Annotated in this window: 23 protein-coding genes; 4 read left to right on the plus strand and 19 right to left on the minus strand. The window is 41.9% G+C overall.

Features of this window, described 5'->3' with window-relative positions; genetic code table 11:
• Positions 1-6: 6 nt before the first annotated feature.
• The 6 genes from GTK07_RS15590 to GTK07_RS15615 all read right to left on the minus strand — a co-directional run bounded on the left by GTK07_RS15590 (position 7) and on the right by GTK07_RS15615 (position 4,410).
• A complete protein-coding gene (locus GTK07_RS15590) occupies positions 7-849 on the minus strand; it encodes an ATPase (protein WP_163636173.1) in 843 nt (280 codons plus the stop codon).
• Positions 850-1,062: 213 nt separating this feature from the next.
• The gene (locus GTK07_RS15595) at positions 1,063-1,590 is read right to left on the minus strand and encodes a hypothetical protein (protein ID WP_203583820.1); all 528 of its coding nucleotides are present in this window, start codon (positions 1,588-1,590) and stop codon (positions 1,063-1,065) included.
• A 40-nt stretch (positions 1,591-1,630) separates the two neighbouring features.
• Positions 1,631-1,891 (minus strand): heavy-metal-associated domain-containing protein, encoded by a 261-nt coding sequence (locus GTK07_RS15600; RefSeq protein WP_163636175.1) that lies wholly within the window; start codon positions 1,889-1,891, stop codon positions 1,631-1,633.
• 18 nt (positions 1,892-1,909) lie between these two features.
• Complete coding sequence (locus tag GTK07_RS15605) at positions 1,910-2,401, minus strand: hypothetical protein (RefSeq protein WP_163636176.1); 492 nt, start codon at positions 2,399-2,401, stop codon at positions 1,910-1,912.
• Between the two features lie 24 nt (positions 2,402-2,425).
• Positions 2,426-3,091 (minus strand): hypothetical protein, encoded by a 666-nt coding sequence (locus tag GTK07_RS15610; protein WP_163636177.1) that lies wholly within the window; start codon positions 3,089-3,091, stop codon positions 2,426-2,428.
• Positions 3,092-3,264: 173 nt separating this feature from the next.
• Entirely contained in the window at positions 3,265-4,410 is a 1,146-nt protein-coding gene (locus GTK07_RS15615; protein ID WP_163636178.1) for a helix-turn-helix transcriptional regulator, read from the minus strand.
• Positions 4,411-4,623: 213 nt separating this feature from the next.
• On the opposite strand from GTK07_RS15615, the gene GTK07_RS15620 reads away from it, so the two are divergent.
• Both GTK07_RS15620 and GTK07_RS15625 read left to right on the plus strand, forming a co-directional pair.
• Positions 4,624-5,199 (plus strand): DJ-1/PfpI family protein, encoded by a 576-nt coding sequence (locus tag GTK07_RS15620; RefSeq protein ID WP_163636179.1) that lies wholly within the window; start codon positions 4,624-4,626, stop codon positions 5,197-5,199.
• A gap of 206 nt (positions 5,200-5,405) precedes the next feature.
• Positions 5,406-5,729 carry a winged helix-turn-helix domain-containing protein gene (locus GTK07_RS15625; RefSeq protein WP_235932893.1) on the plus strand — a complete coding sequence of 108 codons (324 nt, stop codon included), beginning with the start codon at positions 5,406-5,408 and terminating at the stop codon, positions 5,727-5,729.
• 18 nt (positions 5,730-5,747) lie between these two features.
• Here GTK07_RS15625 and GTK07_RS15630 read toward each other — a convergent pair whose 3' ends face one another.
• From GTK07_RS15630 to GTK07_RS15675, 10 genes are read right to left on the minus strand one after another with little or no spacing between them, the layout of a single operon-like run.
• The gene (locus GTK07_RS15630; RefSeq protein WP_163636181.1) at positions 5,748-6,503 is read right to left on the minus strand and encodes a sulfite exporter TauE/SafE family protein; all 756 of its coding nucleotides are present in this window, start codon (positions 6,501-6,503) and stop codon (positions 5,748-5,750) included.
• A gap of 1 nt (position 6,504) precedes the next feature.
• Complete coding sequence (locus GTK07_RS15635) at positions 6,505-7,671, minus strand: molybdopterin molybdotransferase MoeA (protein WP_163636182.1); 1,167 nt, start codon at positions 7,669-7,671, stop codon at positions 6,505-6,507.
• Positions 7,671-8,663 (minus strand): GTP 3',8-cyclase MoaA, encoded by a 993-nt coding sequence (gene moaA, locus GTK07_RS15640; protein ID WP_163636183.1) that lies wholly within the window; start codon positions 8,661-8,663, stop codon positions 7,671-7,673. Before moaA ends, GTK07_RS15635 begins: the two co-directional genes overlap by 1 nt.
• Positions 8,656-9,552, minus strand: a complete 897-nt coding sequence (gene moaCB / locus GTK07_RS15645; RefSeq protein ID WP_163636184.1) for a bifunctional molybdenum cofactor biosynthesis protein MoaC/MoaB — start codon at positions 9,550-9,552, stop codon at positions 8,656-8,658. The genes moaA and moaCB overlap by 8 nt, the downstream gene beginning before the upstream one ends.
• The gene (locus tag GTK07_RS15650) at positions 9,553-9,996 is read right to left on the minus strand and encodes a molybdenum cofactor biosynthesis protein MoaE (protein WP_163636185.1); all 444 of its coding nucleotides are present in this window, start codon (positions 9,994-9,996) and stop codon (positions 9,553-9,555) included.
• Positions 9,986-11,002: a HesA/MoeB/ThiF family protein gene (locus tag GTK07_RS15655; protein WP_163636186.1), complete on the minus strand. Its 1,017-nt coding sequence runs from the start codon at positions 11,000-11,002 to the stop codon at positions 9,986-9,988. The genes GTK07_RS15650 and GTK07_RS15655 overlap by 11 nt, the downstream gene beginning before the upstream one ends.
• Positions 10,999-11,235 carry a MoaD/ThiS family protein gene (locus GTK07_RS15660; RefSeq protein ID WP_163636187.1) on the minus strand — a complete coding sequence of 79 codons (237 nt, stop codon included), beginning with the start codon at positions 11,233-11,235 and terminating at the stop codon, positions 10,999-11,001. Before GTK07_RS15660 ends, GTK07_RS15655 begins: the two co-directional genes overlap by 4 nt.
• A complete protein-coding gene (locus tag GTK07_RS15665; RefSeq protein WP_163636188.1) occupies positions 11,235-11,834 on the minus strand; it encodes a nucleotidyltransferase family protein in 600 nt (199 codons plus the stop codon). Before GTK07_RS15665 ends, GTK07_RS15660 begins: the two co-directional genes overlap by 1 nt.
• Entirely contained in the window at positions 11,831-12,985 is a 1,155-nt protein-coding gene (locus GTK07_RS15670) for an XdhC family protein (RefSeq protein ID WP_163636189.1), read from the minus strand. The genes GTK07_RS15665 and GTK07_RS15670 overlap by 4 nt, the downstream gene beginning before the upstream one ends.
• Positions 12,982-14,136, minus strand: coding sequence for a cysteine desulfurase family protein (locus tag GTK07_RS15675; protein WP_163636190.1), 1,155 nt, complete (start codon positions 14,134-14,136; stop codon positions 12,982-12,984). The genes GTK07_RS15670 and GTK07_RS15675 overlap by 4 nt, the downstream gene beginning before the upstream one ends.
• Before the next feature lie 180 nt (positions 14,137-14,316).
• Here GTK07_RS15675 and GTK07_RS15680 point away from each other — a divergent pair, with 180 nt between their 5' ends.
• On the plus strand, positions 14,317-14,727 hold the full coding sequence (locus GTK07_RS15680) for a DUF3052 domain-containing protein (protein WP_163636191.1): 411 nt from the start codon (positions 14,317-14,319) through the stop codon (positions 14,725-14,727).
• Between the two features lie 29 nt (positions 14,728-14,756).
• Positions 14,757-15,809 carry a glycoside hydrolase family 43 protein gene (locus GTK07_RS15685; protein ID WP_163636192.1) on the plus strand — a complete coding sequence of 351 codons (1,053 nt, stop codon included), beginning with the start codon at positions 14,757-14,759 and terminating at the stop codon, positions 15,807-15,809.
• A gap of 27 nt (positions 15,810-15,836) precedes the next feature.
• Here the strand turns inward: GTK07_RS15685 and GTK07_RS15690 are convergent, their stop codons facing one another.
• The 3 genes from GTK07_RS15690 to GTK07_RS15700 all read right to left on the minus strand — a co-directional run bounded on the left by GTK07_RS15690 (position 15,837) and on the right by GTK07_RS15700 (position 20,336).
• A complete protein-coding gene (locus GTK07_RS15690; RefSeq protein WP_163636193.1) occupies positions 15,837-16,520 on the minus strand; it encodes a potassium channel family protein in 684 nt (227 codons plus the stop codon).
• Between the two features lie 11 nt (positions 16,521-16,531).
• Positions 16,532-18,319: a TrkH family potassium uptake protein gene (locus GTK07_RS15695; protein WP_163636194.1), complete on the minus strand. Its 1,788-nt coding sequence runs from the start codon at positions 18,317-18,319 to the stop codon at positions 16,532-16,534.
• A 136-nt stretch (positions 18,320-18,455) separates the two neighbouring features.
• On the minus strand, positions 18,456-20,336 hold the full coding sequence (locus GTK07_RS15700) for a helix-turn-helix domain-containing protein (protein ID WP_203583821.1): 1,881 nt from the start codon (positions 20,334-20,336) through the stop codon (positions 18,456-18,458).
• Between the last annotated feature and the right edge of the window lie 153 nt (positions 20,337-20,489).

Consider the following 20,489-nt stretch of genomic DNA (forward strand, 5'->3'; position numbering starts at 1 on the left):
CCGATCTTACATTACACACAATGATTTCATCTCGCCCAAAATGCGTTCCTTTCTTCCATTGGATACCCCAAGGTGGTCCAATAAAAAGCTGTCCTGCAACAACTGACGGCAAAGCACTACATCACGTTCCAACAAAAAATCCTTTTCCCGATTGCTGAGTAAAGTAGAAACGGTTATCGGATATAGTCCCAACCTATCAATCCGGTCCTTTAGTCCATCCCCTTCTGGGTAGTCCCAACTTAACAAATACAGACCCATACATTTTCCATATTGAATGGCATCCATGGTAAAACGGGTATTGGTGACCACCCAACCCAACGTGTCTTCAAAATCCTTGTCTTGGTTGGACTCAAGTGGACCTTTAACATCTTGATAACGGGAGTTGATGTACAAGGGAACTTTTACATTGCAATTGAGCCCGTCCTCACTATGGAATTTGCATTCAATAATGTTCAAGGTGCCATTTTTAATGGCCAGCACATCAATTTCATGGGAAACGCAGGTTCCCTGTAACACCTCGCCTACCTTGGTACGATACCCGGAATAATGTAAGATCCCACTCAAAAATCGTTCGAACGGAAAACCGGTGGGTCCCAATTCATAAATGGCTTTTTTTAATTTGTATTTGGAGGCATAGATGGACTTTCTTTTTTTCAAAAGGGCAAAAGCACGATTGTGAATTTCCCTAGTGGTGATGCCCGGGTACAGTTCATCCTGAACCATTTTAACGATTTCCTGTACCGTGGTTTCACTTGCACCGCTAAGTCGAAGTGATTTTTGCAACTTATCGATGGAAAACCGAACCTTTTCCCCGGTTGATTTGGTGATGTCTATCTTCTTATGTGCCATAATACTAAATTAAACAACCTAGAGCTTCTTTTTACTAAACCCAACCGCAAGTTGACCAATATCACTTTGCAAAAAAACCTAAAAACTTTTTACTTATACCGATTAAATGAAATGGGCAACACCTTGCTGAAATCATCAGTTTGGCATTGCCCATTCCTCATTACAAAATGAAAGCTAAATGACCTTCATTTTCAAACACCAATCAAAAAACAATCATGATACTTTTAGGATTTTACCTTTTTCATCAGTATACACCCTCATTTTTTTATCGTTTTTGCCAAGGAGCAGTTTATATCGTTCCTTGGCCTTTTTACCTTCGTAGTGTACCATTTTAAAAGCATCTTTTTCAATGGTCCAACCGGGGTACATTTGCGCTACGGAATTTCTCACAGGAGCTGGTGGGGTAACGTTTTTAAGATGTTCCACAGAACTCAAAAGCTCGCCCTTATGGTTATATGTGGCTTCCAAATATCTATCGGCACCTTGGTTTAGGGTCAATTGATAGGTGTCATACCCTGATCCAGGTTTATGGGCGGTATCCACAAAAACTTCCTCATCAATTAATTCCAGCGGGATGGTGGCATACTCGGTAACAGAAAATCCCGGAAAATCCTTTTCCACTGCTTCCACAATGGCAACAGGTACTTCTTTCTCATTCACTTCAGCCTTAAATAACACTTCTTGGGCATAGGTTTGGGCCGACAAACCTGTTAAAACTAAGCCCATAATTAAATTTTTCATGATATAAATTATTTATGTTTTACTTTATTTTTCAGTTATTTTAGATGGCGAATATTCCCTTGGATAAAATATCAAAACCCAGTTTTCCCACTTCTTTTTGAATGTTTTCCACAGAGACCATTCTATTGGTCCGGACCACCAGTTCTTTCGGATATTTTTTGTGGTCGATAGTAACGTCATCAATACCCTTCATTTTCAATAATTGCCTTTTAATCTCGGCCAAATCGTCCATGGTCTCGGCATTGGTGGTAAAGATTCTGCCACGCGTATCCGGCACTATATTTTTTGATAGAAAACTCATCGCTTGTTGTTTTATAGATTATTCTGCTTTTTGTTCGACATAGTTGAAAACTTCTTGTTTTTCCAAGGAGGTAAGCCCTCGATTGAAATCCAACAACCATGCTTCCAATTTTTTTGCTGCAACCTTATCCTGTCCTTGGTTGGACAAATAGGTGCCATCCTTTTTCTGAACATTGATGGATAGATTGACTCCCGTTTCACTAGTGTTTGGGAACAACAGGGTATTCAAGGTCACAGTTTCATTATCCAATGGAGGCAACATTACATCTTTTGATACCATTTGAAGGTCTCCCTTTTCATACCCCAGAATTTCCGATTTGCCCCCGTGCTCCAGAATATACTGTTGCCAATGGTCCAGTACAAAATCTTCGCCCAAACCAAGGATCTCTGTGGTAAAATTGATTTCATTGGGATAGTAGGGCAATTTTTCCTCGATAACGGAATTACTGGCCTGGGCATTTATCATTCCCATGAAGCCCACACAAATTGTATATGTTAACCACGTTTTCATTTTATCAGGATTTATTCATTTGCACTATCTCAAGGGTAGATTCCCTTCCAAAATTTCACTCTCCAAAAAATCGGATGTTTTGGCATTGTGCACTTTTACTTTCTCCAACCATTGTTTGTACTCTTTGCCCAGTTCAACACCTTCGGCATATAGTTTTTTAGCGGTATCCTTATTATCGGTTTTAAGGTCTTTGTTGAAAGCATCCAAGGCTTCCATATTGTTGGTGAACACATCCCTGACCTGATTTTCTTCTTTATTTTTGGTAGATGTGAGCACGTAAAAATCCTCGGTGACCAGATAATTGTGCTTAATGACGAGTTCTGCCTCCAAAATGGTTTCTCTAAATTCGTTCAATTCCACGGTTCCTCCATTTTTTAAGGTGTTGGCCATCTCATCAAGTTTAAAAACTGCTGAGTCCAGTTGATCTTTTCCTTTCAAGGTCAAGATTACCCTACCACTTTCATTGATCAATCCTTGCTTTCCCTTTTGGATTTCTTCTGCAGCTTTCAAATTGTCCTTGTTCTGGACAGATTGTAGCGCAAGTTCAAAGTGGGCATCGGAAATATTCGGGATTTCCAATTCGGTGGTTTCATCTGCCAAGGCAATTTCCTTATTGTCCTGGTTTTTGCATGATACTGATAAAAGCATCAGTAAAATCAAGAATGTACTGTTGGTGAACTTTGCTTTCATTGTAGTAACTTTTAGAAATTCGTACTTCATTTTGTCCACACAAAGTTCCACAAGCAAATGCTCAAAGCCTAGTATTTTCAAGGGATTGGAGTTCGGAATTCAGAAATTCGAACTTTTTTGACACAACTGTCCATTTAAATAATCCTTGAAAGCGAAAGGTAAAACCCAATATGTTATTCCGGTCTAAGTTTGGCAGGCGTAGTCCCCTCAATTTTCTTAAAGGCAGCGTAAAAAGTGCTCTTGGAATGAAAGCCGGCCTCCATACCAATCCCTTCTATGGACAGGTTTTTGCATTGGTCGCTGGAGAAAAGTTCTTTGGCGTATTCTACCCTAAAACTGTTGATGTAGTTATTAAAATTGGTCCCCAACAAACTGTTTATGGATTGTGAGATACGACGTGGGTGTTCGTGTATTGCTTCGGAAACATCTACAATGGTAAGGTCTTCCTTGGTAAAACACCTGCTCTTTACCATATGGTCCTGGATGCGGTCCAATACTTGTCTGAATATTTCCTGCTCATCAGGAGTTTTAATGGTTTTCATGTGTGCAGGGTTTTCCTTTATGATTTTATCTTCATTTTTATCAAGTTCATTTTTGACATTCGAAGGAACATTCAAAATGGAATGATAAACCGGTGAAACATTCTGTTGAGCAAATCCTTGGTAAGAAATCCAATAGATCAGCACAACGTTCACTACTGAATAAACAAGATAAACCGAACGATCTTCAGTGAGAAAAGTGAGCAGGAACAATACACTGAACAAAATACTGGCATAGATAAAATAAGTGGACCACTGCAGGCTGCGATGCAAAATCAAACTGTATTGGTTTTCCAGTTCGGTACGATGGCGAGCAAGCCATCTCAAAGCCAAAATTTGAATGATCAGGGAATACCCCATCCCGAGCAAAAAATAAATTAGCATGGCATTGGAATCCTTGATCCATGTTTTGATATGCAAAGGCAAAAAGAAAACCACAACCCCGACTATCAACTCCAGGAACCCTGGTATCATGGTCCAATAACTGGGCCTTTCATCTTCAAGAATTGAAATTTTTTGAAGGTAGATGTAAAACAAGGGATACGCCAAAAAGTGAAAACTCACTGGAAGAAGAATCAAATGGGGCCATTTTTGCAAAACACCCAGTTCATGAAAAATGTTCTCCAAAGGTTCCAAGGAAAACAGGATGACAAACAGTCCCAAATACACTACTGTCTTCCGCCTTCTTGAATGGATCACAATCAACATGACACCCAGCAGCAACCCCTGCACAAGCCCCAGAGTGTCCAAAAGTGATACTAGGTTGAATGTTTCCTTCATGTGTAACGGGTACTGTTATAACATTTCGAAGATATGCATTCCATGGTGTTGTGCCGCACACAACCAATAACTTTATAAAAGCTCAAAAAGAATGGTATCCACCGATGGATTTAGCATAATCTTAGCATGACTTTCAAAAGGAATACTGCAATCCATAAGTATCTTTATAATGCTACAGATAAATTATTTACAAATCCAATAAATATTAAAAAAATGAAAAAAGTATTGTTCCTTACCGGAGATTTTGCCGAGGACTATGAAACCATGGTCCCCTTTCAAATGCTCTTAATGGTTGGTTATGAAGTACATGCTGTCTGTCCTGACAAAAAGAAAGGTGATACCATTAAAACGGCCATCCACGATTTTGAAGGCGACCAGACTTATTCCGAAAAGCCAGGTCATAATTTCGCCCTTAACTACAGTTTTGCCGATGTAAACCCCACCGATTATGCCGGATTGGTCATTGCCGGAGGGCGTGCCCCAGAATATCTAAGGTTAAATCCAAAAGTTTTGGAGATCACCAAACATTTCTTTGATGCAAACAAACCGGTGGCTGCAGTCTGCCATGGCATACAGATCCTTACTGCGGCCGGAGTGGTAAAAGGACGGAAACTGACCGCCTACCCTGCTGTTGGGCCCGAAGTGACGGTGGCCGGTGGGGAGTTTCAAAGTATTCCCGTGGACGGGGCCTACGTGGACGGTAATTTGGTGACATCCCCAGCATGGCCAGCACATCCTGTGTTTATTCGGGAATTCTTGAAATTAATGGGCGCCACCATCACGATTTAGTTTGAAAAGGGTTTCGATGCCCACAAAACATTTAAAAGGACAAGACCCGATCAGAACAAAAGGTTTTGTCCTTTTCTTTTATGGTTGGGGTCATTGGCCCTCAAAATTTATCGCTAAATTGAAAAGTAATATATGTAGTTCCTACATTACATATGTTGGAGTTTTACTATTGAAGAACAATTATGGAGGTACACAAAGAACTTCGAATGCGATGTTGGATCGACATCGATGGGGAAAAGTTTTTCGGGCCGGGGCGTGCCCAATTGTTGGCCCATATAGACCGGCAAGGTTCCATCAGCAAAGCTGCCAAAGCTATGGGCATGTCCTATAAAAAGGCCTGGTCCATGGTGGATGATATGAACCAAAAGGGGCAAGAACCCTATGTAATACTCCACAAAGGTGGAAACAAAGGAGGTGGTGCCGCACTAACGGAAACCGGAAAAACAATTCTAACAGCCTTTAATGAATTGATGGAAAATTTGAATGAAGCCCTTCGGGACGGAGAGGAAAAAATCCTTCGTTTGGTTTGACCCAAACAGGTCCCAACCTTAAATTTTGACACCAAAACCATGTAGCAAAATCAACCTTAGACCTACATAGAGTACCAAAATACTGGTAAGAATTCCCAAAAACTTGAGATTGAACTTTCGGTTAGAGAGGTATGACCCTAAACTTCCTCCCAACACCACAGCCACTACAAGCTGAAGCATGAGACTCTGGTTCAACCTAAAGGTTCCCGCCACGTGTAACCCGACCAAACCCGAAAGGGAATTGACCAGAATAAACACTGATGCCAAAGAGGCCACAACCCGGGGATTGGCCCATTTCAATAGGTTCAAAACCGGGGAAAGGAAGATACCTCCTCCTATTCCCGATATTCCAGACAAAAGTCCAATACTCCCTCCCAGCAACAGCTTTTTGGTGTTGTTGAATTCCTTGGATTCCAACTTTTGTTTCACGAATCGCAACAACATGAAAATTCCTGCCAAGATCAGGGCACTTCCCAAAATCAGAAAGAAAGCCTTTTGCGAAAGTCTAACCTGGGTGCCCACATAGGCAAAGGGAATGCTTAGTACCAAAAACGGCCAGAACATCTTAAAACTGAACACTCGGTTCCGAATGAACACAAATGTCCCGATTGTGACCACACAAATATTTAGGATGAGTGCCGTGGAACGGATTTCGTAGAAATCGGTAAGGAACAGACTAAGAATGGCCAAATAGCTAGACCCACCTCCAAATCCCACAGAGCTATAGAACAAGGCTATCAAAAAGAAAACTATGGGCAAGTATTCTATAGGCATGTCAGGAAATGAGTTTGCATTTGATCAGGTCTCCTTTTTTGAATTTTTCACCCAATTCAACAAACGCCAAGGCATTGCCCAAAGCCATCGACTGGATCATGGACGAACCTTGTCCATCTAAAATCTGTGCTCCATCAGAAGTCACTCGAGCCTTTAAAAAGGAAGGCCGATCAAAACGGTTTTCATAGTCATGCCTCAGTGGAAACCTATACCAAGGCAGTCCCAAATCTGTATGCCCGCTCCATTTTTGTAGCAAGGGCAACACATATATGAAAAAACAAGTCAACGATGAGGCCGGATTACCGGGCAAAGCAAACGCAAACTGATTCCCTTTTCGACCAAAATACAAAGGTTTACCCGGTTTTTGGAAGACTTTATAGAACAGTTCCTGCACTCCATTTTCCTCCAACGCCTGTTTTACAAAATCATAATCACCTACCGAAATTCCCCCGGAAACAATTAAAACGTCACAGGTTTCCATGGATTTTTGGATACTTTTTTTAGTCTCCTCAAAATCATCCTTAACCTGTAGCTGTTGGGCACATTGAAACCCGAACTGTTCCAAGGCCCCTGCAATCGCAAAACTATTGGATTCATAAATTTGGCCTTCCTTCTTCGGTTGACCGGGTTTCACCAATTCATTTCCTGTGGTGATCATGTGAATCCTCGGTTTGGAAATCACTTTCACTATGTCCAATCCCAAACTTCCGATCAATCCTAAAGAAGAAGGATTCAGCACATGGCCTTTTTGAAGCACCAATTGTCCTTTTTGGAGTTCGGCCCCTTTTTTACGGATGCTTTGCCCTGCCTTTGGCATTTCATCCAAAAAAAGATGGTTTCCCTGCACCTTGGTTTTTTCCTGCATCATCACTGCAGAGGCACTGGCAGGAACCTTTGCCCCAGTAAAAATTCGGACCGCCTCACCGTCTTTTAGCGCTGTCTCCTTGGTATCTCCCGCGGCAACTTCCCCTACAATTTCATATTCTAAATAAAGCCCACAAAGGGCATACCCATCCATGGCCGAATTGTCAAAAGAAGGCATATCAAAAGGAGCCACAATGTCTTCGGAAAGGGCAAGGCCCAAAACTTCCTGAAGCGGTTTGGTTTCCACTTTTGAAGTTGTTTCTTGACTTTTAATGCTATTTAGGGCTTCTTCTATGGTTACCATTATCCTCCTATTGATATCATGGAACGGTTCTGTTCGTAATGTTCCTCCTCCATTTTTACTTCCATACCGTCCCGTGAATGCTTTTTGGATTTGATGGCGTTGATGATGATGTCATCCAACTTTTCACCATTTCGTAAGGGTGATAGTAAATCAGTCTCCGAAGTGGCGAACAAACAGTTTTTCATTTTTCCATCTGCCGTAAGCCTGATCCTATTGCAATCATCGCAAAAAGGATTGGTGATGGTGCTTACGATACCGAAACTGCCTTTGTGGCCCTTCACTCGAAAATTGGTAGAAGTACTGTGCTTGGGGTTTTGCAGTTCTTCAATTTCACCAAAACTGGAACCGATAGTGTGCAAAATTTCTTCCCTTCCCACACCCTTGTTCCAATCCCATTTGTTCCCCTTGAATGGCATAAACTCTATGAATTTGACCACTAAATTTTTGTTCTTGGTCAATGCAATAAAATCATTGATCTCGTTATCATTGACCCCCTTGATCAGGACCACATTGAGTTTGAGGTCCATATCCATCTCCAAGGCTCTATTCAAATTGGCCATGATGCGCTCGTAATAATCCCGCTTGGTGATGAACACGGATTTGGCTTTATCCAACGTATCCAAACTAAGATTGATTTTCCGAAGGTCAATCTTTTCAAACAGGTCAAGATATTTATCCAGAACGATTCCGTTGGTCGTCAACTTGAGCGTTACTCCCAACTTGGACAATTCTTCCACCAAAAAATCAAAATTCTTCCGAACCAAAGGTTCGCCACCCGTCAAGCGAATGGTATCCACACCCAAATCCCTAAACGTACGCGCCATCTCAATGATCTCTTCCAAGGTCATGATGTTGGGCTTTTCAATCAATTCGATACCTTCTTCGGGCATGCAGTAAAAACAGCGCAGGTTGCACCGATCCGTCAACGAAATCCTCAGATACGTATGCGGCCTACCGAAATTATCGATTATTTTGGGGGTTCTTTCAATCATGTCGTTTTCCTTCTATCACCTTAAATGCATGCAACACATGGGGGAAAATGGCTTCCATGGACTCGATTGCCCCCCGGGCCGAACCTGGCAGAGCCAGTATCAATTTTCCGTCTTTTATCCCTGCCACGGAGCGTGAGAACATGGCATACGGCATACGGTCCTGACCGTAGCTTCGCATCTGTTCCTCCACACCTTTCAATCTAATCTCCAATAAGGGTTCCAAGGTTTGAGGCGTTACGTCGCGAGGGCCCACGCCCGTACCACCGGTATATATGATGAGGTCCGATGAAGTGGTCTCCAAAATTTTCACAATCTCCGATGGTTCATCCGGGATGATGGCTTTCATCGTTTCCATTCCTAAATCCTGAAGTTTTTGTATGATTCCTTCTCCCGCGGTATCCTCTCCTTTTCCTTTGGAAATGGTATCGGAACAGACCACCACATGGGCCTTTAAACCTTCACTGTTTACTTTATAGGATGATTTTCCGCCCTTCTTCGATTTGAGTCGAATGGTTCCGATTTCCACATTTTTATCGATGGGTTTCAGCATATCGTACATGGTGAGCGCCACTACGCTGGCCCCATGCATGGCCTCTACCTCTACCCCTGTTTTATAAATGGTCTTTACCGTCAGGGTGATGTAAATCTCCAGCCCTTTGATTTCATATTCAATCCCTGTGAATTCAATGGGCAGAGGATGACAATCAGGCAAAAGGTCTGGTGTTTTTTTCACCCCCAAAAGTCCGGCGGCTTTGGCCATCTCGAACACATTTCCCTTGGGAACCCTATTGTTCTTTAGGGCATCGATGGTTTCTTGGCTGCTCGTTTTTACGATGGCCTCTGCGGTAGCTTCCCGCAGGGTGTTCACTTTGTGTGTTATATCGACCATTTATTTGTTTACTTTCCATTGATGGGTTTCATCCTCGAATATTTCCTTGCCGAAGATGGGTACTTTCGCCTTGATTTCCTCCACAAAATAATTGGTGGCCTCGATGGCGGTCTTTCTGTGGGCGGACGAGGTAAAAACGAACAGGCATAGTTCCCCTGCCTTCACGGTGCCCAAACTATGGTAAATATGGGCGCAGGTAATATCGAATTTTGCAAATGCCGCTTCCCTTATCTCGTGGAATACTTTCCCAGCCATTTCTTCGTACGCCGTGTACTGAATCGCAGCCACCGTTTTGCCATCGATCTTATCGGCCCTTATCTGGCCCAAAAAAATACTGTGGGCCCCAATATTGGTCTTGCTCTGATGGTTCGCCACCGACTGGGCAATTTTCTCGGGGGGTATGGCCCCCTCCACAAATACCTTTTTTAATTTTTTAGTCTCCATTGATGATGGTTTCAATTCCTCCTTCCACATTGATCAGGTTACTGAACCCGAATTCCCTTTCCAATATTTCTATGGCGTTCTGGCTCCGTTTGCCAGATTGACAAAACACCATGACTTCTTGGTCTTTCGGTATTTCATGATGGCGTACCACAAGGTCGGCCATCGGTATTTTTAGGATGTTGTTCCCACTGGGTTTGGGCTGCTCAAAGGATTCCCTGACATCCAAATACCATTGAAATTCACTTTTTAAGGTGCATTCCACTTTTACCGGAACAATGCCACTCATTATGATTTTTTCTATTTCTTCTGGACGTTTTTTTATGTTGATGATTTGTTCCGCTCCTGAAAAAATGTTGAAGAGCTTCAATTTGCTCGATAACACTTCGCCTTTCCCTAAAATCATTTTCAACACCTCGGTTGCCTGCATAATACCCAGCATTCCTGGTAAAACCCCAAGGACCCCGGTTGCCTCACAACTGATATTTTGTCGTGTTGTTTTGGGGAAAAGACACCTATAACTTGGTCCATTTTGGTGATTGAACACCGAAAGTTGTCCTTCATTTTTATAAATGGAAGCATACACCCATGGCTTTTCGGACAATATGCAAGCATCGTTGATCAGGTATTTGGTTTCGAAATTGTCGGTGCCATCTAGAACAATATCATATCTGTCAATTATGCTTTGCGCATTTTCTTGTGTCAAGGCTTCCTGAATGATCTCAAAAACCACCTCACTATTTCTTTTCGACAACTGTTCCGCCGCCGCAACGGCCTTTGGTTTGCCCAAATCTGATTCTTGGAACAACACTTGTCGGTGAAGATTGGTCACATCCACCTTGTCATGGTCCATAAGGCCAATGTTTCCGACACCTGCAGCGGACAAATACAAGGCAGCAGGGCAACCTAATCCACCCACACCAATGATTAACACTTTGGCATGGCGTAGTTTGTCCTGTCCTTCAGTACCTACTTCCTGTAGTTTTATTTGTCTTTCGTATCGGTTCATCCTCCTGCGAAGGGTGGTAATAGGGCCACCTCATCCCCATCTTTTAAAATGATGTTTTCATCCAAATTTTGGTTCACGGCCACTTGAATGGATTCTTGATCCATAATTCCATGTGGATTTAAACACTTCAATTTTAATTCATATGCCGTAGTGGGTGCTGTCAAATTCAAGACCTCCTCATTTGTGCCTTTTGCTTCGGCAACCAGACCAAAATATTTTACGGTGACCCTCATTATTCCAATCCTTTCAATTTTTCAACATCCGCTTCCGTATCGATATCAAAACCACCTTGTTCAAATTCTATGGTCCTATAAACGAAATCTGCATTCATGGTTAATTTTTTAGCGCCTTGGTCCCCTTTTAAATTTTCCAAAAACGTAAAGGCCGATTTGGAAAAAATGGCCGGCACACCCAATTCTGAACCATATTTGGAATATGTTGCCATTGGTTTTTGGTACACATGTGCCATGCTCAATCTTTGTATGTATTCCGTGGTCAACATGGGCTGATCGGAAAGCAGCAAAAGGATGTGTTCCAATTCTGTGTCTCGAGTCAATTCCTGTAGCCCTATTTTTATGCTGCCTGCCATCCCTTTTTCCCATTCCGGGTTTTGTACCACTTCAAAATTCTTGATATCCACTTCATTTAGAATCAAATCCTCATGGGAACCCAAAACCAAAATTTTCTTATTGAAATCCAACTTTTCAACCAAATCAATTGTGTGCTGTAAAAGTGGTTTTCCTTTGAACTTTACTAATTGTTTAGGTCTACCCAATCGGCTTGATCCACCAGCCGCCAAAATGACTACTCCTATTTTTGCCGTTTTACTCAAATATGTATTTTTTGAAATTCGGTCCCTTCCTTGTCATGGATGGGGGCCGATCTATGTTTTAAAGGTCGTGCCTGTTTTCCTTTCAACACGCTTTGTATTTCTGCCAAAATGGAAAGTCCTATCTCGGCCGGAGTTTCTGCTCCAATTTCCAATCCCACAGGGGCATGGATCTTGGCCAAATCCTGTTGAGAAATCTGCAATCCCTTTTGATCCAGATCATCCAACATTCGATTGTACTTTTTCAAGGGGCCCAAAATACCAATGTAAAAAAGTTGCGGTTGACCCAGTAAAAGTTCCAAAACCGACAGGTCATAATTATAATTATGGCTCATGAGCACAAAACAAGTCCGTGCATCGATATTTATATGTTTCAGGGTCTCTTCCGGTTTGGATACCAGCACTTGACAAGTCCCTGCAAAACGTTCCTTGTTGGCATGCGTTGGGCGACCATCGGTGACAAAAACTTTCCATCCCAAAAGTTCGGCCTGTTGGGCCAAGAGCTGGGCATCATTCCCGGCGCCTACCAAAACCAATTTAACGGGTGGTTGAAGCACTTCTACAAATACATATTGCTGGCCAGCTTTCGTTGCCAATGACACAAAACTTGATGTGTTTTCTGCAAGAGCTCTTTTGCCTTCCGCTATCAAAATTTCGGAAACTTTACCACTCATATACATGGAAGTCGCCACTGCTGAAGTGGTAACCATCATTATGGTGCCAAGTTGTTTTTCCCTACTTTCCAAATTGAAGCCAATGATAATGGCAACTGTCTCTTCTTTCTCCGAGGTTTTTCCCAATAATTCACAAGCATTTCCACTTGAAGTAAAATCAATGGGTTCGAACAATACTTGAATTACCCCGTTACAACCCAATTGCGCTCCAATGACCGCATCATCCTCATCACTGGTATCGTAAGTGACCAATCTATTTTCTTGTCTTTCCCAAGCATATAGGGCCTTGCGTAGCGCATCACCTTCCAAACAACCACCGCTGATGGCTCCTGTAATGTTTCCATATTCATCCACCAACATTCGTGCACCCTCCCTACGATACGATGATCCCTCCACATGGACGACAGTGGCCATAACACAGCCTATGTTTTGGGCTTTCAACTCTTTATACTTTTTTATGATGGCATCCAACTCTCTCATGCAGATACTGTTTTAAGCTGGTTGACCACCCTTTCAATTTCTTCCATGGCCAGCATTATGTCTCTTGCCGTGGTAGCCCTCCCCATACTAATTCGAAGGCTGGCCAAAGCGGTTCGTTCATTATGACCCATTGCCATCAACACATGGGACGGGCTAACCAGGTTCGCAGTGCAAGCTGAACCTCTGGAGACAGCCAGCCTTTTTAAATGCAATAGCAATTTGGAACCCTCTATCCCTGAAAATGAAACATTGGTTGTATTGGACAATCGTGGCGAACCTGTCCCATTTATTACGGCACCTCCCATCTGGGTAAGTCGCAATTCCAGTTGTTCTCTCAACTTCAACAATCTTTCACTTTCCTCTCTTATTCTGAAAGTCATGATTTTACAGGCTTCCCCGAACCCTACAATGGCCGGAACATTAAGTGAACCCGGGCGTAACCCTTGTTCCTGATTTCCACCAAAAAGATGCTTTTCCAGTTTTATTTGATTCTTTTTGTTCAGGTACAAGGCCCCTATTCCCTTCGGGCCATATATTTTATGGGAAGAGAAAATAGCCAAATCAACATTTAAATCTTTCAGGTCGACAGGAATTTTCCCAACGGCCTGGGTGATGTCTGACATGACCGCAACACCATTTTCGTGGGCAATTTTAGCAATTGGTTTCATGGCATGGATGATACCTGTTTCATTGTTTGCCAACATAAGGCACACCAAAATGGTCGTAGGTAACAAAGCCTTTTGAAACTGTTCCAAGTCAATGCTCCCTTGGCTGTCCACATCCAAATAGGTCACTTGCAAACCTTGGCTTTCCAAGGCCTTCATGGTTTCCAATACAGCCTTGTGTTCCGTTTTGCAGGTAACAATATGATTTCCCTTATGCTGATTTGCTTTACAGAATCCCATCAAGCCCAAATTGGCAGCTTCCGTGGCACCAGAAGTGAAAATGATTTCACTTGGACGGCAACCCAGCGACCTTGAAATTTGGGTACGTGCATTTTCCACGGCATCATCGGCATACCATCCATAGGAATGATCGCTTGTAGCATTGCCAAAGTGTTCGGAAAAATAGGGCAGCATGGCCTCCAACACTTCTGGATCTACTGGTGTTGTAGCGTTATAATCAAGATAAATTTTATCGTTTACTACCATAATTTCCCGTTATGTATGCGCGTACATATTGCAATTTACTAAGATTTCAGGACCCTTTCCTACATTTTTCAAACCATTTTTGATGAAATCCAAACAAAAAATCCGCTTTTCCCTTGCCGATTAAGTTTGTATCTTCCAGATTCAAACCGTTATCCATCAATACTCTAAAACCGAGATAAAATGACCGAAGGCTATTCAGGCACTCCCTTGGCTAAAAAAATGGGCATAAAACCAGGGTTCAAAATTTCAGTATTGAATAGGCCAAATGAGTATTTTGGTTTATTTTCGGATTTGCCAAACGACTTGGAATGGATTGATGACACCTCTTTCAAAAAGGATCTTATCCATTACTTTTCGGATAGTAAGGACCAACTGGAACAAGATATCCGTAAGCTTCGACAAGAGATTGAACAGCGTGGGGCAATCTGGATCTCTTGGCCTAAGAAAATATCTAAAATGCCGACTGACCTGGATGGAAATGTGGTCCGTGAGATTGGATTGCGGAATGGCCTAGTGGATATTAAAGTCTGCGCTGTTAGCGAGATTTGGTCTGGACTCAAGTTCGTTATCCCTGTCAAGGACAGAACATAAATTATTAAATTACCGACTAAACCATTTAAATGAATTCAACCCGCAAATTACGGTCATCAGCTTTCTTCCTTGCATTATCATCAATATTGGCCTTAGGTTGTAAATCCTATCAGGGTACAGCAGAAAAACAAACTTCTGGCAATCCTATTTTTGAAGGTTGGTACGCCGATCCCGAGGGAGTAGTTTTTGGGAAAGAATATTGGATCTATCCTACTTTTTCTGCTAAATATACAGACCAATTATTTTTGGATGCCTTTTCATCAAGGGACCTGGTTACTTGGAAAAAACATTCCCACGTTTTGGATACCAGTATTATAAAATGGGCCAAACAGGCCATTTGGGCACCCGCAGCCATAGAAAAGGATGGGAAATATTTTCTCTTTTTCTCTGCCAATGATGTGCAACGACCTGGGGGACCCATGTGGGATACTGAAAACGACATCAACCATTATGGGGGCATTGGTATTGCCGTTTCGGCATCACCCGCTGGGCCGTTCAAGGATTATTTGGGAAAACCTCTGGTTTCTGATTTTTACAATGGTGCCCAACCCATTGATCAATTTGTCTTTAAGGATGTGGATGGCACCCATTATTTCTTCTATGGAGGATGGAGCCACTGCAATATGGGGATTTTAAATGATGATTTCACAGGGTTTGTCCCTTTTGAAGATGGCGAAATTTTTAAAGAAATCACTCCCGAGGGATACGTGGAAGGCCCTTTGATGTTTTTGAGAAACAAAAACTATTATTTGATGTGGTCCGAAGGTGGATGGACCAATGATACCTATAAAGTGGCCTACGCTATGGGAGATAGTCCAAGAGGCCCATTTAAAAGGATCGGAACCATTTTAGAGGCCGATCGTTCGATTGCCACAGGTGCGGGGCATAATTCCGTTATCCAGGTTCCAGGGACAGATGATTGGTATATGATCTATCACCGTAGGCCCATCCCTAATTTGGACAGGGACCATCGGGTGGTGTGTATCGACAAAATGGAATTCAACCCGGACGGAACCATCAAAAACATTATCATGACTTTTGACGGAATACGGCCTCAATTGATTTCGAACCCTAAAAAGTAAAAGTGATACAATTTTAAACCTTAAGGTTTAGTCCTTCAAGAATTTTTTGATATCCTTATTGGCGCCATATACCACAATCAGATCATCCTTGTTGAGCACACTGTTGGGATTGGCAACACCTTTTACCTCGGTAACATTTTTCACCTTGCCCACAATAGTTCGTTCCGTAGTATTGGCAATGGTGGTCAACACCAAAAGATTGTATTGCTCGCGAATATTACTGTCCTTAATGGTCTTCCCGTGAAGTTTTAAAGGAACACTTACTTCCACAATACTGTAATCATCGTTTAATTCAAAAGAGTCTACCACTCCTTTCAAGCATAATTTTTTTGCCCAGCGTTCCGCAGATTCTTCCTCTGGATGTACTATTTCGTCCACACCAATGGCATGGAGTACTTTTTCATGCAAGGTATCAATGGATCTGCTGATCAACTTTTTCACTTGAAGGTTCTTGAACAATGCTGTGGCCATAACACTGGCCCCTTTATCTTCCCCAATGGCCACTACAACCATATCGGTATCCTTCAAGGGCAGTCCGGCCACCGTAAACTCGTCCGTGGCGTCCATGCAAATGGTATGGGAAATATATTCTTTGTAATGATCTACGCGATCCATGTTAGTGTCTATACCGATTACTTCATTTCCTGCCTCGGTCAATTTTGCCGCCAAAGAGGCCCCAAAGCTTCCCAATCCCACAACAATATATTTCATAAGCCTGACTTTTAATTGATGGTGAGTTCCTCCACCGGATACTTATAATTTTTCTCTTTTACTTTTTTGAACACGGCAATCAATAGGGTCAACATACTCACCCTTCCCAAAAACATGACCACAATGATCACAAATTTACTGGCAGCACTCAAATCAGCCGTTATGCCAAGACTCAATCCAACCGTGCTATAGGCCGAAAAACACTCAAAAGCAATGTCCAACAACTTTTTGTTCCCGTCAAAAACAGAAATCAAAATAATGCCCAATCCAATGACCAATAGGGATAGGGAAATGACCGCAAAAGCCCTTCTTACCGATATCTCGGATATCTCCCTCCTAAAAATCTCTATCTTGGCCTTACCCTTGGCAAGACTCAGGAAGTTGAGGGTTGCTATAGCAAAGGTGTTGGTCTTGATACCACCTCCTGTAGATGCCGGTGAGGCACCGATCCACATTAAAAGGAATATCATCATAACAGTGGAAAAATCCAGGGATCCCATATCCACAGAATTGAAACCGGCCGTCCTGGGCGTAGCTGCACCGAATAAGGCAGTTACCCACTTTCCGAATCCATTATGCTCCGCCAAGGTATTGTTGTACTCATTAAAATAAAAAAACAGCGTACCTACAATGGTCAAAGTAGTTGTGGTTAGTAGGGTAATACGGCTGTTGAGTGTCAACACCCATGGTTTATAGGTCTGCCGTTTACCACGGAAATAGAAGAACATCCTGAGCAAAAAGTATTTTAGGTATTTGATGATATTGACCACAATGGGAAAACCCAACCCCCCAAGTACAAAGGCGATAATGATTATGATCTGAAAAGTATAGTTATATCGGATTCCTGATTCGAACAAGCTGTTGGGCAACGTGGAAAAACCAGCATTACAAAAGGCCGATACCGCATGAAACACGGAAAAAAAACTACGCTCAAAAAAAGAACCGAAGAAAAATTTATCCAAGCTTAAATATATCAGCAGTGCAGCCACCAATTCAATGGAGAAGGTGATGACCAAAATTCGCTTTAATGTAGAGAATACCTCCCCGAGCTTGCTCGAACCCGTCATATCACTGAGTGTCAACTGGTTTTCATAGGAAGCCCCTCCTTTAAAAAAGTAACTGAAGAAACTCGCAACGGTCAAGATACCGATTCCTCCTGCCTGTATCAAAAAGAGGATAATGGATTGGCCAAAAGTGGTGAAATAAGTTCCTGTGTCCACCACTATCAAACCCGTAACACACACAGCACTGGTTGACGTGAACAAGGCATCCAAAAAAGAGAGCCCATTATAGGTGGCATTGGGAAGCATCAAAAGTACCGCTCCCAACAAAATGATAACGAAAAAACTGGCAATAAACAATTGCGCCGGATTGAGCAAGGTCCGCTTGTAATTGATGTTCTGCTCGGAAAACTCCCTGATGAAGGTAAGGATGATGGCAAACTTCACCCAGTTATCGTTGTACAAAAAGGAAATATGCCTGTGCGCCTCTTCTCCTAAAAAATGGGCGTAAAGAATGACTATGGTGGCAAAAATACTGAAGACATCAAAGATGACTACAGAACGCTTCATCTGTTTGTCTTGCTGCCAATACCGTAAACCAGTTGCCACGATACCAAGAGTGATTACAACAAAATAGTAGGTGTTGTACCAAACTTGAATTTCCTGGGATTTGTCGAAACCAAAATCGATTATGAACAAAAACAATCCAAGGATACTGGCATAAAATGCAATTTGAAAAAGATATTTGGAATACTTCAGATAATCGGGACGTTCATTTCCCCAATTGATAAGGGCCATAGAATACCAAGATTCGTTTTGTAGGAACAAAGGTAGGTATTGTACCTTAAAGAATTGGGAGATTGATCTGAATTGTTAAAAATCAACCTTGTTGATTATCAACGGCTAATCTAAATGCCACCGATCAAAATCCAACTTATTGATGGTCTTCCCCTTCTGATTCCCATTGGCTGGACTCGTCCTCTTCGTTCAACTTTTCAATGAAATAGGAAGGCAAGATTCCCAAACGTTTTTTAAATGCGGAATAAAACGTATTAAGGTTATTGAACCCGCTTGTTGTTGCTATGTAGGTCAGTTTGCTGTTCCTATATTCCTTATCTTCCAACAACCTATTCAACAAATGATTGATCCTGAGCTCATTGATATAGTTGTTAAAATTGGATTTTTTTTCATGGTTGATTACCTGTGAAAGATACTTTTGATTGGTCTGTAACAAATCCGCCAAACTGCGCAGGCTGCATTTTGGGTTTAGAAAAAATGCTTCGTCCTCCAACCGGTTGAGTTTGGTCAAGATAATTTCCTTGATGTCCTCATCCATATAATTAGATCCTGAACTTGTCTTGACCACCTGTCCACTAGGGTTTCTAACTTTATCCAGCGCGACCAATTTTTTTTGATTCAGCTTTTCTACCGCCAATTCCTTGGTTCTCGCAAATAGCAACTTATTTTTCTTGCTCACCCTGAAATATGAGATTGTGGCAATACTGCCCAATGCCAAGGTGAGCGCAAAAATGATGGTCATAAAGCGATAGCGTTCATCTTGTACCTCCGCCTTTATCTCAAGAATTTCCTTTTGTTTCGAGATTTCCGAAATACTCCTCTTGGCTTCCAATATCTTTACACGCTGTTCCGATTCTATGGAGAAAAGGGAATCACTGACCTTGAGATAGAGATCTGAAAAAAATGCAGCCTCTTTTTTGTTTCCCATTGCCTTGTTTATGGAAGCCAACGATTTACTTACTTCCTTGATCACATCAAAGGCATTGATTCCTTCGGCGGAGGCATAGGCCAGTTCATAATCTTTCTTGGCAGTGATGCTATCCCCTTTTTTTAAATGTAGGTCTGCCGTGAGCAAATGAACACGTGGTTTTCTAAACCTATAATTGTTGGATTCAATAATGTGCTGCGACCTATTAAGAAAGTCCTGTGCCTTTTCAAACTCGGACTCTTCTATATAAATGGTAGCAATGTTCATGTACACCACACTTTGGATGTAACTTCCCGGGCTTCCAAAAGTATTTTCAAGCTCCAGATAAAAATCATAGATTTTAAGAGCTTCCTTGCTCCCTTTAATTTTATGTGTCATCCGGGCTATTTCGTCAATCTTTGGAAAAATAAACCGGACTTCTTTTAACTCCAATATAAAATCAAGTCCTTTTAAACAATTTTCCAATGCCTTATCGTATTCGCCAAGTCTGAGATAAAAATGGGATATGGCAGAATACGCCCTCATCATACTATAATGGTTCTTTGAGGCCTCTCCTTTTTCAAGTAAATTCAAAGCAGTCTCATAGGCAAGGTCATACTCTCCCCTCTCTGTAAAAATATAGGATTTAAGGGTTTCGCCATCCGCTTCTATGGCACTGTAATATTGGCATTTGTCATGAGTCTCCACCTCATCGATGAGATCCATGGCCCTGTCAAATTCGCCCTGAATGAAAAATATAAAGGCCTGGTTCAAATTGGTTCTCAAATAAGCCCCATCATAGCCAATGCTCGAGGCAATTTGGTGTGCTTCATCATTGTGCTTTTTTGCTTGTACGGTAGATTTGAAAATATAACGCGTGAACAATTCCAAACAAAGGTCTACTCTTTCCTTTCCTTCGGCCTGGGATTTTTGTTGCAGGAGTATTTCTAAACTTGGTAACCGTTGCTCATCTACCAATTTTTCAATTTCTTTAAAATAAGTATCGAGCTGTAACGGTGGCGGTGATGTTATTTTTGATGGTCCTTGTTGATTATATGCTGGTGCCATTGCACAGAAAAGCAGTATAACCAATATATTATTTAGTGACATGAGGAGTGTTAGTTAGTTAGTTTATTGTGCTGTAAAGGTTCCGGTCAGGTTTTTTAGCCTATCCCGAACAGGAGAGCATTAACCGGATAATATTGCTCCACTAAATGATCTAAAACTTGCTTCCATATTTTTTACAATTTCACTGTAATTCCT

It is taken from the genome of Flagellimonas sediminis, from assembly GCF_010500845.1.
GTDB classification, from domain to species: Bacteria; Bacteroidota; Bacteroidia; order Flavobacteriales; family Flavobacteriaceae; genus Flagellimonas; species Flagellimonas sediminis.

Excerpts from the sequence above, each read along its gene's own strand:
- GTK07_RS15655 (WP_163636186.1), bottom strand. The coding sequence starts at position 11,002 with ATGAACCGATACGAAAGACAAATAAAACTACAGGAAGTAGGTACTGAA.
- GTK07_RS15635 (WP_163636182.1), bottom strand. The coding sequence starts at position 7,671 with ATGGTAACCATAGAAGAAGCCCTAAATAGCATTAAAAGTCAAGAAACA.
- GTK07_RS15685 (WP_163636192.1), top strand. The coding sequence starts at position 14,757 with ATGAATTCAACCCGCAAATTACGGTCATCAGCTTTCTTCCTTGCATTA.
- GTK07_RS15595 (WP_203583820.1), bottom strand. The coding sequence starts at position 1,590 with ATGAAAAATTTAATTATGGGCTTAGTTTTAACAGGTTTGTCGGCCCAA.
- GTK07_RS15615 (WP_163636178.1), bottom strand. The coding sequence starts at position 4,410 with ATGAAGGAAACATTCAACCTAGTATCACTTTTGGACACTCTGGGGCTT.
- GTK07_RS15670 (WP_163636189.1), bottom strand. The coding sequence starts at position 12,985 with ATGAGAGAGTTGGATGCCATCATAAAAAAGTATAAAGAGTTGAAAGCC.
- GTK07_RS15590 (WP_163636173.1), bottom strand. The coding sequence starts at position 849 with ATGGCACATAAGAAGATAGACATCACCAAATCAACCGGGGAAAAGGTT.
- GTK07_RS15690 (WP_163636193.1), bottom strand. The coding sequence starts at position 16,520 with ATGAAATATATTGTTGTGGGATTGGGAAGCTTTGGGGCCTCTTTGGCG.
- GTK07_RS15675 (WP_163636190.1), bottom strand. The coding sequence starts at position 14,136 with ATGGTAGTAAACGATAAAATTTATCTTGATTATAACGCTACAACACCA.
- GTK07_RS15605 (WP_163636176.1), bottom strand. The coding sequence starts at position 2,401 with ATGAAAACGTGGTTAACATATACAATTTGTGTGGGCTTCATGGGAATG.
- GTK07_RS15660 (WP_163636187.1), bottom strand. The coding sequence starts at position 11,235 with ATGAGGGTCACCGTAAAATATTTTGGTCTGGTTGCCGAAGCAAAAGGC.
- GTK07_RS15700 (WP_203583821.1), bottom strand. The coding sequence starts at position 20,336 with ATGTCACTAAATAATATATTGGTTATACTGCTTTTCTGTGCAATGGCA.
- GTK07_RS15600 (WP_163636175.1), bottom strand. The coding sequence starts at position 1,891 with ATGAGTTTTCTATCAAAAAATATAGTGCCGGATACGCGTGGCAGAATC.
- GTK07_RS15630 (WP_163636181.1), bottom strand. The coding sequence starts at position 6,503 with ATGCCTATAGAATACTTGCCCATAGTTTTCTTTTTGATAGCCTTGTTC.
- GTK07_RS15680 (WP_163636191.1), top strand. The coding sequence starts at position 14,317 with ATGACCGAAGGCTATTCAGGCACTCCCTTGGCTAAAAAAATGGGCATA.
- moaA (WP_163636183.1), bottom strand. The coding sequence starts at position 8,663 with ATGATTGAAAGAACCCCCAAAATAATCGATAATTTCGGTAGGCCGCAT.
- GTK07_RS15695 (WP_163636194.1), bottom strand. The coding sequence starts at position 18,319 with ATGGCCCTTATCAATTGGGGAAATGAACGTCCCGATTATCTGAAGTAT.
- moaCB (WP_163636184.1), bottom strand. The coding sequence starts at position 9,552 with ATGGTCGATATAACACACAAAGTGAACACCCTGCGGGAAGCTACCGCA.
- GTK07_RS15620 (WP_163636179.1), top strand. The coding sequence starts at position 4,624 with ATGAAAAAAGTATTGTTCCTTACCGGAGATTTTGCCGAGGACTATGAA.
- GTK07_RS15625 (WP_235932893.1), top strand. The coding sequence starts at position 5,406 with ATGCGATGTTGGATCGACATCGATGGGGAAAAGTTTTTCGGGCCGGGG.
- GTK07_RS15650 (WP_163636185.1), bottom strand. The coding sequence starts at position 9,996 with ATGGAGACTAAAAAATTAAAAAAGGTATTTGTGGAGGGGGCCATACCC.
- GTK07_RS15610 (WP_163636177.1), bottom strand. The coding sequence starts at position 3,091 with ATGAAAGCAAAGTTCACCAACAGTACATTCTTGATTTTACTGATGCTT.